This is a genomic window from uncultured Allobosea sp. (assembly GCF_945957345.1).
In the GTDB taxonomy this organism is placed as follows: domain Bacteria; phylum Pseudomonadota; class Alphaproteobacteria; order Rhizobiales; family Beijerinckiaceae; genus Allobosea.
Genome location: NZ_CAMFKW010000012.1, coordinates 1 through 16,635 on the forward strand (window position 1 = coordinate 1; position 16,635 = coordinate 16,635).

Annotated in this window: 16 protein-coding genes and 1 pseudogene; 10 read left to right on the forward strand and 7 right to left on the reverse strand. The window is 66.7% G+C overall.

Annotated features, from left to right (window positions below):
* Positions 1–596 (forward strand): annotated as a pseudogene (locus tag Q0Q36_RS08075) (elongation factor 4); the annotation flags it as partial.
* Between the two features lie 113 nt (positions 597–709).
* On the opposite strand, the gene Q0Q36_RS08080 reads toward Q0Q36_RS08075, so the two are convergent.
* Positions 710–1,045: a GIY-YIG nuclease family protein gene (locus tag Q0Q36_RS08080; RefSeq protein WP_293797135.1), complete on the reverse strand. Its 336-nt coding sequence runs from the start codon at positions 1,043–1,045 to the stop codon at positions 710–712.
* Positions 1,046–1,205: 160 nt separating this feature from the next.
* Here Q0Q36_RS08080 and Q0Q36_RS08085 point away from each other — a divergent pair, with 160 nt between their 5' ends.
* From Q0Q36_RS08085 to tam, 9 genes are all read left to right on the forward strand, one after another.
* Positions 1,206–1,412 (forward strand): CsbD family protein, encoded by a 207-nt coding sequence (locus Q0Q36_RS08085; protein WP_047573131.1) that lies wholly within the window; start codon positions 1,206–1,208, stop codon positions 1,410–1,412.
* Positions 1,413–1,544: 132 nt separating this feature from the next.
* The gene (locus Q0Q36_RS08090; RefSeq protein ID WP_293797139.1) at positions 1,545–2,291 is read left to right on the forward strand and encodes an SDR family NAD(P)-dependent oxidoreductase; all 747 of its coding nucleotides are present in this window, start codon (positions 1,545–1,547) and stop codon (positions 2,289–2,291) included.
* A gap of 8 nt (positions 2,292–2,299) precedes the next feature.
* Entirely contained in the window at positions 2,300–3,517 is a 1,218-nt protein-coding gene (locus Q0Q36_RS08095; RefSeq protein ID WP_293797142.1) for an acyl-CoA dehydrogenase family protein, read from the forward strand.
* 4 nt (positions 3,518–3,521) lie between these two features.
* Positions 3,522–4,559 carry a phosphotransferase family protein gene (locus Q0Q36_RS08100; RefSeq protein ID WP_293797144.1) on the forward strand — a complete coding sequence of 346 codons (1,038 nt, stop codon included), beginning with the start codon at positions 3,522–3,524 and terminating at the stop codon, positions 4,557–4,559.
* A gap of 174 nt (positions 4,560–4,733) precedes the next feature.
* Entirely contained in the window at positions 4,734–5,870 is a 1,137-nt protein-coding gene (locus Q0Q36_RS08105) for an ABC transporter substrate-binding protein (RefSeq protein ID WP_293797146.1), read from the forward strand.
* Positions 5,871–5,905: 35 nt separating this feature from the next.
* Positions 5,906–6,949: an iron ABC transporter permease gene (locus Q0Q36_RS08110; protein ID WP_293797147.1), complete on the forward strand. Its 1,044-nt coding sequence runs from the start codon at positions 5,906–5,908 to the stop codon at positions 6,947–6,949.
* 3 nt (positions 6,950–6,952) lie between these two features.
* Entirely contained in the window at positions 6,953–7,738 is a 786-nt protein-coding gene (locus Q0Q36_RS08115) for an ABC transporter ATP-binding protein (protein WP_293797148.1), read from the forward strand.
* Positions 7,738–8,532, forward strand: coding sequence for a methyltransferase domain-containing protein (locus Q0Q36_RS08120; RefSeq protein WP_293797150.1), 795 nt, complete (start codon positions 7,738–7,740; stop codon positions 8,530–8,532). The genes Q0Q36_RS08115 and Q0Q36_RS08120 overlap by 1 nt, the downstream gene beginning before the upstream one ends.
* Before the next feature lie 54 nt (positions 8,533–8,586).
* Positions 8,587–9,372: a trans-aconitate 2-methyltransferase gene (gene tam, locus Q0Q36_RS08125; protein WP_293797151.1), complete on the forward strand. Its 786-nt coding sequence runs from the start codon at positions 8,587–8,589 to the stop codon at positions 9,370–9,372.
* Here tam and Q0Q36_RS08130 read toward each other — a convergent pair whose 3' ends face one another.
* The 6 genes from Q0Q36_RS08130 to Q0Q36_RS08155 form a co-directional block, all read right to left on the reverse strand.
* Complete coding sequence (locus Q0Q36_RS08130; protein ID WP_293797154.1) at positions 9,373–10,479, reverse strand: siderophore-interacting protein; 1,107 nt, start codon at positions 10,477–10,479, stop codon at positions 9,373–9,375. It lies immediately after the preceding gene.
* 11 nt (positions 10,480–10,490) lie between these two features.
* The gene (locus Q0Q36_RS08135) at positions 10,491–11,603 is read right to left on the reverse strand and encodes an ABC transporter substrate-binding protein (RefSeq protein WP_293797156.1); all 1,113 of its coding nucleotides are present in this window, start codon (positions 11,601–11,603) and stop codon (positions 10,491–10,493) included.
* On the reverse strand, positions 11,600–12,439 hold the full coding sequence (locus Q0Q36_RS08140) for an alpha/beta hydrolase-fold protein (protein WP_293797158.1): 840 nt from the start codon (positions 12,437–12,439) through the stop codon (positions 11,600–11,602). Before Q0Q36_RS08140 ends, Q0Q36_RS08135 begins: the two co-directional genes overlap by 4 nt.
* Positions 12,440–12,447: 8 nt before the next feature.
* The gene (locus tag Q0Q36_RS08145) at positions 12,448–14,640 is read right to left on the reverse strand and encodes a TonB-dependent siderophore receptor (RefSeq protein ID WP_293797160.1); all 2,193 of its coding nucleotides are present in this window, start codon (positions 14,638–14,640) and stop codon (positions 12,448–12,450) included.
* 164 nt (positions 14,641–14,804) lie between these two features.
* Positions 14,805–15,668, reverse strand: a complete 864-nt coding sequence (locus tag Q0Q36_RS08150; RefSeq protein ID WP_293797162.1) for an AraC family transcriptional regulator — start codon at positions 15,666–15,668, stop codon at positions 14,805–14,807.
* Positions 15,669–15,801: 133 nt separating this feature from the next.
* A complete protein-coding gene (locus Q0Q36_RS08155; protein ID WP_293797164.1) occupies positions 15,802–16,380 on the reverse strand; it encodes a cupin domain-containing protein in 579 nt (192 codons plus the stop codon).
* Positions 16,381–16,635 lie beyond the last annotated feature (255 nt).

The following is a 16,635-nucleotide window of genomic DNA, read 5'->3' on the forward strand; positions in this document are numbered from 1 at the left end:
TCGACGAGCCCTGGATCCGCGCCACCATCTTCACGCCGGACGAGTATCTCGGCTCCGTGCTGAAGCTCTGCCAGGACCGCCGCGGCTTGCAGATCGATCTCGGCTATGTCGGCTCGCGCGCCAAGGTCGTCTACGATCTGCCGCTCAACGAAGTCGTCTTCGACTTCTACGACCGCCTGAAGTCGATCTCGAAGGGCTATGCCTCCTTCGACTACCAGATCACCGACTATCGCGAGGGCGACCTCGTGCGCATGTCGGTTCTGGTCAATGCCGAGCCGGTCGACGCGCTCTCGATGCTGGTCCACCGGACGCGGGCCGAGTCGCGCGGCCGCGCCATGTGCGAGAAGCTCAAGGAGCTGATCCCGCCGCACATGTTCCAGATCCCGGTCCAGGCCGCGATCGGCGGCAAGATCATCGCTCGTGAGACCATCCGCGCGCTGCGCAAGGACGTCACCGCCAAGTGTTATGGCGGCGACGCCACCCGCAAGCGCAAGCTTCTGGAGAAGCAGAAGGAAGGCAAGAAGAAGATGCGGCAGTTCGGCAAGGTCGAAATCCCGCAGGAGGCCTTCATCGCCGCCCTCAAAATGGACGACTGAGCCGGACGCAGCCGGGCGATTCTGAGTAACAATCACCCTTGTCATTCCGGGGCTTCGCGCCATGGCGCGCCCCGGAATGACAAGGGTTGCGCTCAGCGACCGCAGTTGAGCGCCTAGAGCACTTCCGCTCCGAGCCTCGCCTGCCAATGGGCGAGGCGCTCCTTCAGTACGCGATCCAGCACATAGGCGATATCCTCGTCGTCCAACCTTTCCAGCGCCTCGAAGCGGAAGGCCTCGGGGCCATGCGCGTTCCATGCGGCCTGCAGCGAGCGCTGCCGGTGGCTGCCATGGCGCAGCGTGAAGCGCAGGCGGTTCTCGATCGTTGAAAGATCGGGCGCCCGGCCGACCCATGTCCGCCCGGCCGCCTCGCAATGGAAGGCGAAGATGCCCGCCACCGTCTTCCGTTCCTTGTAGGCGGCGGTCGCCGCCTTCCTCTCCGCGATCTGCATCGGTGCAACCTATCCTGTTCGACGGGGGCTAAATAATACCCGGATTTTAATAGCGCAAGTTTTTATCCGGGTAATTTATAGGGCGGCCGCATTTTCGGATGAACAATCGTGATGCCGGCGCGTTCTTTCAGGGAAGCCACTCTCAAACGAGGAGGTCCCGATGGACTGGAACCGCGTCGAAGGAAACTGGAAGCAGCTCAAGGGCAAGGTGAAGGAGCAGTGGGGCAAGCTGACGGATGACGATCTCGACGTCATCGCCGGCAAGCGCGATCAGCTCGAAGGCAAGATTCAGGAGCGCTACGGCCTCGCGAAGGACAAGGCTCGCAGTGATGTCGACGCCTGGTACGGCCGCCAGACCTGGCAGTGACCAGGGCGGCCTCGTGAGGCCGTAAAGGATTTGAGAGGCCCGGCGCGATGCGCCGGGCCTCTTCGACGTTTGGGCGCCTTGATCCCAGAGCGCGGCCGACCGAGACTTAGCTGTTCGAAGCGGGGATGCCTGATGTTCGACGATCTCTCGGGAAAGAGCGCGCTGGTGACGGGAGCTTCCGGCGGGCTGGGGCTGCATTTCGCCAAGCTGCTCGCGCATCACGGCGTCGACGTCACCCTCGCGGCCCGCCGACAATCCGCATTGGATCGGGCTGGCGCGGAGATCGCCGCAGCCGGGGGCACCGCAAAGCATCTGGTGCTGGACGTGGCTGACGCGGCCTCGATCGCGGAAGCCCTCGACGGCCGATATTTCGACATCCTGATCAACAATGCCGGCGTCAGCGGCGCCGGCCCGGCGGCCGATCTCGCGGAAGCGGATTGGGATGCGGTGCTCGACACCAATCTCAAGGGCGTCTTCCTCGTCGCTCAGGCCGTGGCGCGCGGCATGCGCGAAGCCGGCCGAGGCGGAAGCATCGTCAACATCGCCTCGATCCTCGGCCATCGCGTCGCCGGCGGCGTCAGCGCCTATGCCGCCTCGAAGGCGGGCGTGATCCAGTTGACCAAGGCGCTGGCGCTCGAATGGGCGCGCGATCGCATCCGCGTCAACGCGCTCTGCCCCGGCTATATCGAGACCGACATCAACCGCGATTTCTTCGCGACCGAAGCCGGCTTGAACCTGATCAGGCGCATCCCGCAGCGTAGGCTCGGCCAGCCGGAGGAGCTCGACGGCGCCCTGCTGCTGCTCGCCTCGTCTGCAGGCAGCTACATCACCGGCTCCACCATCGAAGTCGATGGCGGCCACCTCGTTTCGTCCTTGTGAGCACGGCCATGGATTTCGAGATTTCCCCCCGCATCGAGGATTACCGCGCGCGCATCGCCGCCTTCGTCGAGCGCGAGATCCTGCCGCTCGAAGCTGACCAGGCCTCCTACGATGCCCATGGCAATATCGCGCTGCCCTTGCTCGACACCATGCGCGCCAAGGCGCGTGCCGCGGGCTTGTGGTGCCTGCAGCTCAAGCCCGAAACCGGCGGAGCGGGCCTCGGCAAGATGGGCATGGCCGTTTGCTACGAGGAGATGAACCGCTCGATTTTCGGCCCGGTCGTCTTCAACTCGGCCGCGCCCGACGACGGCAACATGATGGTGTTGGAAGCCCTCGGCACGCCAGAGCAGAAGGAGCGCTGGCTGAAGCCCCTCGTCGAGGGCAGGGTGCGCTCCGCCTTCGCAATGACCGAGCCGCACCCAGGCGGCGGTTCCGACCCCTCGATGATCCAGACGAAGGCCGAGCGGCGCGGCGACAAGTACGTCGTCAGCGGCCGCAAATGGTTCATCACCGGAGCGGAGGAGGCCAAGCACTTCATCCTTGTCGCCCGCACCTCGGACGATCCGCGCAACGGCCTCACCGCCTTCCTCTTCCATGCCGACCAGCCGGGCTGGCGCATCCTGCGTCGCATCGAGATCATGGGGCCGGAGGAGCATGGCGGCCATTGTGAAATCGAATTCGATGGATTGGAAATCCCCGTCGAGAACGTGCTGGCGGGCGAAGGCAAGGGCATGAAGGTGACGCAGGTTCGCCTTGGCCCGGCCCGCCTGACCCATTGCATGCGCTGGCTCGGCCTCTCCAGGCGCTGCATCGAGATCGCCCAGGCCTATGCCGCCGAGCGCTATGGTTTTGGCCAGCGCCTTGCCGATCGCGAGAGCATCCAGCTCAAGCTCGGCGACCTCGCCATGCGCATCGAGATCGGGCGTCTGCTGGTGATGAAGGCGGCCTGGGAGCTCGATCGCGGCGGCTTCGCGCGTAAGGAAGTTTCGATGGCCAAGGTCCAGGTCGCCAATGTCCTGCACGATGCCGCCGATATCGCGATCCAGGTCAACGGCGCGCGCGGCTACTCCAAGGATACCGTGCTCGAATGGATCTACCGCTACGCCCGGCAAGCCCGGCTGGTGGATGGGGCCGATGAGGTCCACAAGATGGTGCTGAACCGTTTCCTCACGCAGGAGGGACGCGATTTCTGGCACTGGCCCGTGGCCGGGCGGGCGCAGGGCTGAGGCGATGGCAGCGCCGGCGCCGTCCAACATCGATTTCGATCCAGCCGCCCTGGCGAGCCTCTTGCGGGAGCGTTTCGGGCCCGGCGAACTCGCGCTCGAACGCATCGGTGGTGGCCAGTCCAACCCGACCTATTTCGTCGATTGGGGTGCACACCACCTCGTTCTGCGCAAGCAGCCGGCCGGGCCGATCCTGCGCGGCGCCCATGCGATCGACCGCGAGTTCCGCGTGCTCGAAGCGCTCTCGCGGACGAACGTGCCGGTGCCGCGCGCCGTGCTGTTCCACGCCGATCCCGAGCCGCTCGGCACACCTTTCTACCTGATGGAGCGGCTGGAAGGCCGGGTCTTTCATGATTGTGCCCTGCCGGGGCTGGAGCCGGACGAGCGGCGCGGCCTCTATCTCGGCATGGCCGAGGCTCTGGCGAAGCTCCATGCGGTGAGGCCAGATGAGGTGGGGCTCGGCGATTTCGGCCGGCCGGGCAATTATTTCGAGCGCCAGATCGCGCGCTGGACTAAGCAATTGCGGGAATCGCCGGGAGAACCAATCCCCGAGTTGGAGGCGGTCGCAGACTGGCTGCCGGCGCATCTGCCCGACGATGATGGTCAGGTTTCGATCGCGCATGGCGATTTCCGGCTCGGCAACCTGCTCTTTCATCCCGAAAAGCCCGAGGTGGTCGGCATCCTCGACTGGGAATTGTCGACGCTCGGCCATCCGCTCGCCGATCTCGGTTATTGCGCCATGCCCTGGCACACCACGCCCGACGAATATGGCGGCATCCTCGGGCTCGACCGGGCCGCGCTCGGCATCCCGGTCGAGGCGGAGTTCCTGGCGCATTACTATGCCCATGCCGTGCCGACGGCTCCGCTCCTGCGCTTCCATCTCGCCTTCGCGCTGTTCCGCTTCGCCGTGATCTTCGTCGGCATCGCCGACCGGGTCCGCGCTGGCACGGCTGCCGCCGCCAATGCCGCCGAGGTCGCGCCGCTCGCCCGACGCTTCGCCGTGCGAGCTCGGGAGGCGATGGAGGGGTCGGATCGCCTCGGTTGATTGCAAGACGAGGGCAGGATTCGGGAGAACGTTGTCTTCGTCGTCTGGCGTTACTCTCAATGAATTCTGGAATAGATCTAATTTAGATCAATTCAAAACAAGCAGAATTGCTTTGCTGTCCCAAGATGAGCTGTGTTAGCGCGAGGGCATCTTCCCCGGCAGGATGCTCTTCCAATGCCCGCTCCCCGTTGGCTTGCCCGTCTGTCTTCTGCCCTCCTGTTCGGCGTTTCCGTGCTCTTTGCCGGTGCTGCCGCCGCCGAGACGATCGAGGTCACCGATCTCGCCGGCCGCGTCGTCAACGTGACGCGCGACCCCTCGAAGATCGTGCTCAGCGAGGGCCGCCAGCTCTACACGCTGGCGATGCTCGACCGCGACGACCCATTCAAGCGCGTCGTCGGCTGGGGCAACGACCTGATCGAGAACGATCCCGGTGCCTGGGCAAAATACCTCGCCAAGTTCCCGAAGGCGAAGGACGTTGCGAACATGGGCAATCCCTATGCCGCCGATGTCAGCATGGAGAAGATCGCCGCGCTCGGCACCGAGGTCTACATCCTCGACCTCTCCAACTACTTCAAGGCGCAGGAGACCGGTCTGCTCGCCAAGCTCGAGAAGGCCGGCATCACCACCGTCTTCGTCGATTTCCGCCAGGACCCGACCCAGAACGTGCTGCCGAGCGTGCAATTGCTTGGCCGCATCCTCGGCCGCGAGAAGGAGGCGAACGCCTTCGCCGATTACTACATGCGCCAGACCCGCAGCATCTATGCTCGCGTCGGCGCGATCCCGGACAAGCAGAAGCCGATGGTCTTCGTCGAGCGCGCCGCCGGCCTGCTGCCCTGCTGTGCCACCTTCGGCCCGTTCAATTTCGGCCGCTATATCGAGGAAGCCGGCGGCCGCAACTGGGGCAGCCAGTTCTTCTCAGCCTTCCAGGCGCAGGCCGCACAGGAAAAGGTCCTCGCCGACAACCCGGACGTCTATTTCCTCACCGGCGCCAACTGGTACGGCAGCAATCCCGGCAGCAACGCGGTCGGCCTCGGCTATGACGCGACGCCGGAGCAGGTGCAGAAGCAATTGGTGGCGCTGATGAACCGCCCGGGCTTCCAGCAGCTCAAGGCCGTGCAGGGCAAGAAGGTGATGGCCTTCTACCATCAGTTCTACGACATGCCCTATTACTTCATCGCCGAGCTCGCCATGGCGAAGGAGTTCTATCCGGACCGGTTCAAGGACGTCGATCCGGAAGCGGTCTTCAAGGAATTCCACGAGAAATTCCTGCCGATCTCCTATTCCGGCGTGTTCTGGGCCAGGCTCCAGTGACGGCGGCCTGAGCGACGATGGCCGCGACCCTGCCCATGACGGCAACCGCCACCGGGGATTATCGCCGGCGCAATGCGCGCCGGCTGAAGCTCGTCCTGTTCGGCCTCGTCGCGCTCGCCGTCGCGCTGGCGCTCGATGTCTCGATCGGGCCCGGCAATCTCCCGCTCGGCGACGTCCTGCGCACGCTGGTCGATCCGCAATCGGCCACACCGCGGCTCTCCGTCATCGTCTGGGACCTGCGCCTGCCGATCGCGCTGATGGCGCTCGCCGTCGGCGCCATGTTGGGCCTGAGCGGGGCAGGCATGCAGACCATCCTCGCCAACCCGCTGGCCGATCCTTTCACGCTTGGCGTCTCTGCCGCCGCGACGGTCGGTGCGTCCGTCGCGATCGTGCTGGGCTGGAGTGTCGTGCCCGGCGCCGGCCCCTTCATCGTGACAGTGAACGCTTTCGTCTTCGCGCTGGCCGCCTCGCTCGTCCTGTTCTTCATGACCAAGCTGCGCGGCGTCAGCGCCGAGACGATGATCCTGGTCGGCATCGCCCTGCTCTTCACCTGCAACGCGATCACCGCGCTGCTGCAATACCGCTCGAATGAAGTGCAGCTCACACAGATCGTGTTCTGGACGCTGGGCAGCCTCGCCCGCGCCAGCTGGGAGAAGGTCGGCGTCGCAGCGCTTCTGATCGCACTGGCCTTGCCGTTCTTCCTGATGCGCGGCTGGGCGCTGACGGCGCTACGCCTTGGCGATGAGCGCGCCGAGAGCCTCGGCGTCCGCGTCGACCGCTTGCGGCTTGAGATCCTGATCGCGACCTCGCTGCTCGCCGCCGTCTCGGTCTCCTTCGTCGGCGGCATCGGCTTCATCGGCCTCGTCGGCCCGCATATCGCGCGGCTGCTCGTCGGCGAGGACCAGCGCTTCTTCCTGCCGGTCGCGACGATCGCGAGCGCTGTGCTGCTTTCGCTGGCCTCCACCGTCTCGAAGGTGATCACGCCCGGCGTGATCTATCCGATCGGCATCATCACGGCGCTGATCGGCGTGCCCTTCTTCATCAGCCTGGTCATGTCGATCCGCGGGCGGGGAGTCTGAGCGATGGCGCTGCTGATTCGCGATCTCGATTTTCGCTATGGCGCGACTCCGGTCCTGCAGCGGCTCGGCACCGAAGCCCTGCCGCGCGGCGAACTCGCCGCCTTGGTCGGCCCCAACGGCTCCGGCAAATCGACCCTATTCCGCTGCGCCGCCGGCCTGCTGCGGCCCGAGCGCGGCACGGTCGCGCTCGACGGCCATGACCTCTCGGAGCTCTCCCAGCGCGAACGCGCCCGCAAGGTCTTCTACCTCGCGCAGGATACCGGCGCGCGCGTCGCCCTCTCGGTCTTCGACATCATCCTGCTCGCCCGCAAGAGCCTGCACCGCGGCTACGCGCTCGCGGCCTCGCCCGCCGATACGCACGCCGTCGAGGCGGTGATCGAGGAGCTCGGTCTCGCGCCCTTCGCCTCGCGCGATATCGCCACGCTCTCCGGTGGCCAGCGCCAGCTCGCGGCGATCGGCCAGGCGCTGGTGCGCGAGCCCGACGTGCTGCTGCTCGACGAGCCGACCAGCGCGCTCGATGTCCGCCGCCAGCTCGACGTCATGGCGACGATCCGCGAGGCGACGCGCCGGCGCGACATCGTCACCGTCGTCGCGATCCATGATCTCTCGCTCGCGGCGCGCTTTGCCGACCGGGTGCTGGTGATGAATTCAGGGCGCATCGCGCAGGCTGGCGCGCCGGCCGAGGTGCTTGCGCATGAGGCGGTCTCGGAGACATATGCCGTCGGCGTGCATCTGGAGCATTCGGCCCGGGGGACGCTTCTGGTCGAGCCCTATATCCAGGTTCACTGATGTCCGCTCCTTCGACACATGACAATTTCACCCTGAAGGAAGAGATCCGAGCCTATTGGTCGGCGCGGGCCGAGAGCTTCGATCTTTCCTTCGGTCACGCCATCAAGTCGGACCGCGAGCTGAAGGCCTTCCAGCGCCTGATCGGCGATTCCTTCGGTCCTGAGCCGCTCGACGTGCTCGACCTCGCCTGCGGCACCGGTGAGATCACCCGCGCCTTGCTCTCGCTGAAGCATCGCGTCACCGCGCTCGACTTCTCCGAGGCGATGCTGGAACGCGCCCGCACCAAGCATGGCAAGGCCGCCCGCTTCCGGCTCGGCGATGCCGAGCGCCTGCTCGATGAAGACGCGAGCTATGACGCGGCGATCACCCGCCATCTCGTCTGGACGCTGACCGATCCGGAAGCGGCGCTCAGCGAGTGGTTGCGTGTCCTGCGCCCCGGCGGCCGCCTGCTGGTGATCGACGGCGACTGGGTCAACCGCACGCGCTGGCAGGCGCTGGTCAACCGCTTCGGCACCTGGCTGCGCGAGAAGCGCGGCGCGGCCGTCCACCAGATCGATGCCGACACCCATGCCTCGATCACCAAGCGCTTCTATTTCAAGGACGGCCTGAGCCGGCAGCAGCTCGAAACGATGCTGACCGCCGCCGGCTTCACCGACATCGTCCCGGCGGATTACCATCAGGTCGTGCGCGAGCAGCAGCGCGCGGCGCCGTTGCATGACGCGATTCGGCTGGCCTCCTCGACCCGTTTCGCCCTTCTCGCGCGCAAGCCTGCGGACGCTGCCGTTTCGCGCTAGAAGATGCGGACAGCGGCCGCTTCCTCAGGCGGCGCCGCGGGACAGGAGTGAGCGATGAACGCCAAGCCGGATTGGGATGCCGCGCAATATCTGCGCTTCGAGGATGAGCGGACGCGCCCGCCCGCCGATCTCCTCGCCCGCGTGCCATTGAACGAGCCCAGGCGCTGCATCGACCTCGGCTGCGGCCCCGGCAACAGTACGGAGCTGGTCGCGGCGCGCTTTCCCGGCGCCGTCAATGAAGGCCTCGATTCCTCGCCGGACATGCTGGAGAAGGCGAGGAAGCGTCTGCCAAACCTCACTTTCGACCTCGGCGACGTGAACACCTGGTCGGATGCCGCGGGCTACGACCTGATCTTCGCCAATGCCGTGCTGCAATGGCTACCGGATCACCAGGGCCTGTTTCCGCGTCTGGCGCGCTCGCTGACCCCTGGTGGTTGCCTCGCCGTACAGATGCCGAACAACCTCAACGAGCCGTCCCATGTCGCGATGCGTGAGGTCGCGGCGGAAGGCCCTTGGGCGGAGAAGCTCGCAACGGCCAAGGCCGAACGTTCGGCGATCGGTTCGTTCGGCGATTACCGGCGCTGGCTGATCGAGGCCGGCTGCCGCGTCGATATCTGGCAGACGACCTATGTCCATGCGCTGGCCAATCTCGAAGCCATCGCCGAATGGTTCAAGAGCACCGGCCTGAAGCCCTATCTCGACCGTCTGACGGCCGAGGAGCAGAAGGACTTCCTCGCCCGCTATCTCGGGCGCATCGCGCCGCATTACCCCATCGAGAGCGACGGCAAGGTGCTGCTGCGCTTCCCGCGCCTGTTCATCGTCGCGGTGCGCGAGGGCTGATCAGGCCTTCCCGGCTTCCGCCTTCTTGGCGGCGACATGCTCCTCGTCGGAGGCTCCGGCGCGCCAGTAGGAGACGACGAGGTTCTGGTCGCGCTCCGGCCGCAGCTTGCCGCGCGATGCCGCTCGGATTGCCTTGAACGCGGCATGTTCCGACGCCGACCAGAGATAGGTTGAAGGCCCGTCCTCCGGCCAGTCGATGGTCGCGAAGGCATCCTGCAGCAGCGGCAGGCTGCCCGGCGCGGCGTCCCCGCGATGCAGCCAGGTCAGCGCTATGCCGGCCGGGCGGCGCAGGGGCTGTTCCTCGCCGGCATCGGCGACCTCGATGAAGACCTGTCCGGTTGCCTCGGCCGGCAGGTTCTCCAGCATCCGCGCCACGGCCGGCAGGCCGGTCTCGTCGGCGAGAAAGACATAGCGCTCGGCCGGCTTGAGCCCACGCCCGCCGGGACCTGCCATGCCGATCCGGTCGCCGGCTTTGGCTCGGAAGGCGAAGGCCGAGCCGGGGCCAGCATCCTCATGCAGCACGAAATCGACCGCGAGCGTGCCGTTGGCGACGTCGATCTCGCGGATCGTGTATTTGCGCACCAGCGGCCGGGTTTCCACGGGCGAGGGCAGCAGGAGACCGTCATCGCCGACCATCGGCCAGCTCGGCTTGGCAACGCCCTCTGGCGGGATGAACAGGCGCACATGCAGCGCGTCGAGATGGTCGTAACGCGCGAGATTCTCAGCCACGAAGCGGATGCGGGCCATATGCGGCGTGATCCGCTCGACGCCGGTCACGGTCAGGATGCGGAACTCGGGCGGCAGGGCGGGGCCGGTGCCGTCGCCGGTCCAGCGCATTTCCGGCGCGGCGTCCTTCGGGGCGAACTCGATGACATGGCTGGCGATGGCCCGCTTCATGCCGAGCAGGGTGGACAGGTCCGGCGCCTCGACGCGGACATCGAGCGCGGCTGTGGTGAGCTCGATCCGCGCGTGGCTGCCATCAAGCGTGATGATCGTCGTGCCGCCCTGTTCCGTGATGACGGCCTCGTGTTCGACGAGATGCTCGCAGAGCGGCTTCAGGACGCCTGCCGGGTTGGCGAGCGCGATCCGGGTCGAAGTGGCCAGCACGATGGTCTCCGTCAGGCTTTCGGCGGTGCCGCTACCCACAGCGTCCCGTCGAGCGGGATCGCCGAGAAGCGGGCGCCCTCGGCAAGCGTCGCGGCCGGGTCGATATCGGCGAAGCGCTCCGGATGGAGCCATTTCGCCAGAACCTCGATCGCGACGACATGCAGCGGGGTATCGTTGAACAGGTGCCAGAAGCCGAAGGCGCGCCGCTCCCCGATGGCGCTGAGCATCTTGAGCGAGGGCGTGCCGAGGAGCCTGGCGAAGCTCGCGGCCGCATCGGCTTCGCTGACGCCGAGGCCGAGCACGAGCCCGCCGAGCTTGGCGAGATGGGTGCCGCCGGTCGCGATATAGACGTCCGGATCGGCGCCGATCAGCTGCTCCAGCCCGATCTGCCCGGTCGCGCCCGGCAGCATCGCGGCGGCGATGTTGCGTCCGCCGGCCGCCTGGATGAATTCGTTGAACGTGCCCTGCCCGGCCGTCATGCAGCAATCATAGCCGCCGGCATGGGCGTGGATGAAGACGGAGGGGTGCTTCGCGTCCGCGACCCGGCTCGCGATCCGCTTCATCCGCTCCTCGTAGAAGGCGATCAGCTTTTCCGCCCGCTCCTGCTGGCCGGTCAGAATGCCGAGCGCCCTGAGGCTCGGCACGGTATCGCGCAACGGCTCCAGGAAGAAATCGACGACCGCGACCGGAATGCCGGCCGCTTCCAGCTTCTCGACGAGATCGCCGGGGCCGCGGCGCGTGCCGGCGAGCGATTTGCTGAGTACGACGAGATCGGGGCCGAGCGCGATTGCTCGCTCCAGCGAGAAGCCGGCGGCCGTCCCGCCGTCGCCGACGAGCGGAAGCGCGTCGATCGCCGGGAAGCGCGCCCGATAGCGCGCGAGCCCGTCGGGATTCTGCCGTTCGAGATCGCTGCCCCAGCCGGCGAGGATGCTGACGGGACCGGGATGGATGAGGCCGAGCGCGTTGAGCTGGCGGCCCTGCGCCAGCACGATCCGTTTCGCCGGGGCGGCGAGCTTGACGGTGCGGCCGAGCACATCGGTCGCGACGATCGGGCTTGCTGCGAGGGCCGGCACCACCGGCAGGCTCAAGCCGCCCAGGATCAGCGAGCGCCTGTCGAGCATCATGCGGCTTCCGCCTTGTCCTGGGCCGTGCCGGCGAGCGCGAAGGCCACGGCGCGCGAAAGCATCGATGGGATCACCGAGACATGGTTCTCGCCGGGAAACTCGGTGAAGCTGCAATCGACGCGGCCCGAGGCGGACAGGCGCCCGGCCATCTCGGCGGCGTTGTCGCGCATCCGCGCCCGTGCAAGCCGCTCGGCCCGCTGGGGCGAGACGGAGAGCACGGGGTCCTGCTCATGGCTGCCGACTGTGATCAGGAGCCGCCCGGCGGGAGCGACGCTGCCGCATCGAAAGGATTCCTCGCTCGCGAGGACGGCGCGATCCTGCCACCAGATCGACGGGCTGCCGGCGACATGCGCTTCGAACAGGCCGGGCCGGGTGAACAGCACATGCAGGACGAACAGCCCGCCATAGGAATGGCCGGCGAGCGCGCGCCGTCCCGGGTCGAGCGGTGCGACCTGCGCGACGGCCGGCAGGATTTCATCGACGATCATGCCGAGGAAGCGGTCGGCGCCGCCGGTAACAGGCAGGAGATCGCGCTGGCGACGTTCCGCATCGAAGGGCCGTGCATCGGGATAGCCGATGCCGATCACCACGGCCGGGCCGATGCCGGTCGCTTCCGGGCGCTGCGCCTGCAGGCGAGCGGTCGTGGCGGCCAGCGGGAATAGTGCATGCCCGTCGACCAGCACGAGGCTGGGAAACCCGCGCGCCGGAGCAGCGCCTTCCGGCATGGAGATCAACAGCCGGTAGCGCGAACCGTCCTGCGCTTCGAAATCGCGCTGCCAGGCCTGCGGCAGCGTGACCGGCGTGAATGTCGGATCAGCGAGGCTTTGCGGCTGCATCGGCGCGCTCACCAGCGATAGGACAGCGTCGCCAGCACGGTGCGGCGCAGGCCGAAGGAGCACTGCGTCGTGCCGTAGCAGCCGGAGATATAGTCCTTGTCGAACAGGTTCTGGGCGTTGACCTGCACTTTCCAGCCCTTGAGCGCCGGGCTGGCCGCCGCGAGGTCGTAGCTGATCGCGGCATCGACCAGCGTGTAGTCCGACGTGGAGAAGGTGTTGCCGGGATCGCCCGCGCCGCCGCCGACATAGCGCACGCCGGCACCTAGCCCGAAGCCGGAAAGCACGCCCGTCCGGAAGGTGTAGTGCGCCCAGAGCGAGGCGGTGTGGCGCGGCACGACCGGCGGGCGCTTGTGGAGGTCGGCGCCGTTGCTCTTGGTCACCTCGGCATCGGTATAGGTATAGGCCGCGACGAGGTCGAGATTCTCGAACACGGTCGCGCGAGCCTCGACCTCGACGCCGCGGGCGCGGATCTCGCCGGTCTGGATCTGGAAGGTCGGGTGGGCCAGATCCATCGTCGCGACATTGGTCTGGGTCAGCTGGTAGACCGAGGCCTGCAGGAAGGCGGTGGTGCCCGGCAGTTCGTATTTGAAGCCGGCCTCGTACTGCTCGCCCTCGGTCGGCTTGAACGGCGTGCCGCCGAAGGCCGTACCAGCGACCGGCTCGAACGAGGTCGAATAGCTGACATAGGGCGCGAAGCCGTTGTCGAAATTGTACATCAGCGCGACGCGGCCGGTGCGGGCGGTATCGTCCTGCTTGATCAGGACGCCGGTGGTCAGCGCGCGGGTGCGGGCCTCGGCCCTGTCGAAGCGGCCGCCGACGAGCAGCGAGAGCCGGTCGAGCTTGATCTGGTCCTGCAGGTACACGCCGTATTGCGCGGTGGTCTGCGTGGTGCCAGGCACGGCCGGCAGGATGAAGGGCAGGCGGCCATAGACCGGATTGGTGAAGTCGAGCGACTGCACCGTGCCCCCGGCGCCGGTGAAGGCCTTCGCGTCGGTCCAGTAACCGTCGACGCCGAACAGCACCTTGTGCGCCAGCGGCCCCGTGCGGAAATCGGCCTGGAGCTGGTTGTCGATGCCGGCGGTGCGGGCATGCTCGTTCGAGATCGTGGCGCGGCGCGTCAGCGTCTTCTGGTCGGCCGCGATGCCGCCGACTGCGACGGTGCGGTTGCGTGAATCGAGGTCGGAGAGCCGGACGTTCTGGCGGAAGGTGAAGACGTCGTTGAAGCGATGCTCGAAGGCCCAGCCGACATTGGCCTGGTTGCGGCTATAGCCCTCGAAATTCGGCTCGCCCGGGAAGAAATTGCTGCGGATTCGGCCGGCCCTGCTCGGCAGCACGGTTCCGATGGCGGGGATGAAGCCGTAGAAGCCGGTTTCGGGATCGCGCTGGAACGAGGTCAGCAGGGTGAAGCTCGTCGCGCCGTTGGGCCGATAGGTGAGCGAGGGGGCGATGAAGATGCGTTCCTCGCGGGTGTAGTCGACCTGCGTGTCAGCCGCCCGGCCGAGGCCGACGACCCGGTAGAGCCAGGTCTTCTCCGGATCGATCGGCCCGCCGAAATCGAAGGCCATCTGGGCGCGCTCATGGCTGCCGAACTGGAGCTGCACCTCGCCGTGGCGCTCGTCTTTCGGGCGCTTGCTGACCATGTTGACGATGCCGCCGGGCTTCACCTGGCCGAACACGACCGAGGACGGGCCGCGCAGCACCTCGACCCGCTCAAGCCCCCAGGATTCATAGGTCGGGACGAGGAAGTTGATGCCGCGCTGGTAGCGCAAACCGTCGAGATTGTTGACGAAGCCGGCCGTGCCGCCCGAGCCGCCGAAGCCGCGGATGAAGACGCTGTCATAGCGCCCCATCGAGAGACGGGTCTCGCCCAGCACGCCCGCGGTGTAGCGCAGAGCCTGGCTGACATTCTGCGCGCCCTGGTCATCCATCTGGTCGCGTGTGACGACGGTGACCGACTGGGGCGTCTCCATCAGCGGCGTATCGGTCTTGGTCGCGGTGTCGCTGCGGCGCGCGACATAGCCGTTGACCGGGCCGCTGGCGCGTTCGCCCTGGACCTCGATCGTGTCGAGACCGATCGCGGTGCCGGTTTGGGCAGCCGGGGCACCTTGCGCCAGCGCCGTGCCCGCTCCGCCGACGATGAGGGCGGCCAGTGCCACGCCGGCCCGTCCCATCGCGCGATTGCTGCTGTAGATCCCGATCATGCCCGTATTCCTGCCCCTGGCGCCGTGGCGCCCTCGTCTGCGGGGTTCTTTCAGGAAGGCGGCCGAAGCGGCAACGCGGTTGGCTTTCGATCGCGACAGTATTTCTTTCGGTCGCGTTTCGAACGCGTCCAAGCAAGAACGGGAAGGCCGATTCATCGCCGGAATCAGCGCAGGGCGCTGGGCGTGACGCCGAAACGCTTGCGGAACAGCCCCGAGAAATGCGCCGGGCTGTAGCCGACCTGGAAGGCGGCGACGGCGACGCTGGCCTCTCCGCTCGCGATCAGCGCATAGGCCTGTTGCAGGCGCTGCTCCTGCAGGTATTCGAAGACGCTCGCGCCGAATTCGGTCCGGAAGGCAGCGGTGAGCTTGGTCGGGTTGAGCCCGCTTTCGCGCGCCAGCTCGCCCAAGCTCAGTGGCTCCCGTAGCGTTTCGAGCAGGCGGTCGCGTACGGCATGGACCTGCTCGCGCAGGCGCGGATTGAGCCTTGCCGGACGGACGGGCCGCTCGCCCAGCATCTGGTCCAGCACCAGCGCGCCGAGTTCGAGCGCCTTGCCGGCGAGATAGAGCGGGCGCAGCGTCTCGCCGACCGGACATTCCGCCATTTGCAGTGCGAGGGAGCGGATCGGCGCATCGGCAGGGCGTACCCAGATTCCGGCGTCACCGGAGCAGGCGAGGCGCGCGGCCTTCGCCACATCCGGCCCGAACTCACGCCCGACGAAATCGAAATCGAACTGCATCAGGGCGCAGCGCAGCGCGCCGTCGGCGAGGCCGGTGCGCTGCTGCAGATGCTCGCCGCCATTGGCCGCGACAAGCACGGTCGGCCCGTCCAGCAGCACGGCGGGGCGGTCGTCGAGCTCCAGCGCCTGTCGGCCTTCGAGCATGACCGCGACCTTGAGGCCGGGCCGCATCGGGCCGACGATCCGCTCGCCCTCCTGGATCGTGAAGGTGCCGGCCGAGAGCGAGAGATTGCGTGAGAACAGCTCCAGGCTCGTCGCCGATTTGGGTGTGGAGCTGGAACCGGTGTGCATTGCGACCTCTGCGAAGAGGCGCAGTTCTATCCGGTTCGGTAATAAAAATCAAATAATATCAATAGTTTACATAAATTCTAAGGTTTGTGCGACGTGGCGGCGCACATGCCGCTCGGCCGCCGGCTGCCGCTTCTCAAAGGTAAGGCGGCGTGCAGGCGCTGACCACGATGCAGCGTTCCGTGCCGATATTGCGGTAGCGATGCGGGATGCGGCTGTCGAAGAGATAGGCGTCGCCCGGCTTCAGTACCTTGACCTGGTCGCCGACGGTAATCTCGAGCTCGCCGGCCAGCACCACCCCGCCCTCATGCGACTCGTGCTTGAGCATGGCGGCGCCGGTATCGGCGCCGGGATCGTAGGATTCGTGCAGGATCTGCAGGTTATGGGCTTGCGCGTCGCCGACCTGGCGGAAGGACATCTGGCCGCGGCTCTCGCCGCCATTGACCTGATGCAGGCGCGAGGTCAGGTCGAGCAGGTCCGAGGCCTCGAAGAACACCTTGTCGCGCGGCGCCTTCGCCTCGTCAAAAAAATTCACCATCGTCATCGGGATGCCGTCGAGGATCTTGCGCAGGGACGCGACCGACGGGCTGTTGCGATTCTGTTCGATCAGCGAGATCAGGCTATGCGTGACGCCTGAACGCGCCGCGAGCTCGCGCTGGGAAAGCCCGGCCGCCAGCCTGATTTCCTTCAGCCTTCCGCCGACATCAAAACTCATGGCCGTTCCGTTTCCCCATTCTGCGCGCCTTGTCGTTCCTGCGCGTCATGCAGAGCCCGCCTGCTCGGCGGAGCTTGCCATGTTCAATATTCTGAGCGATGCTGCCGGAAAGCCAATAAGAAAATAGTGTCATGGGGAACCGGCGGAGTGGAATAGTTTTCGCGTTCAAAGCACACCGTCCAGACTAAAACCCCATTCGATACGAGAGGGCTGCATGCTCGCGCATAGCCGCGCGCATGGCACGGGAGATGCTTG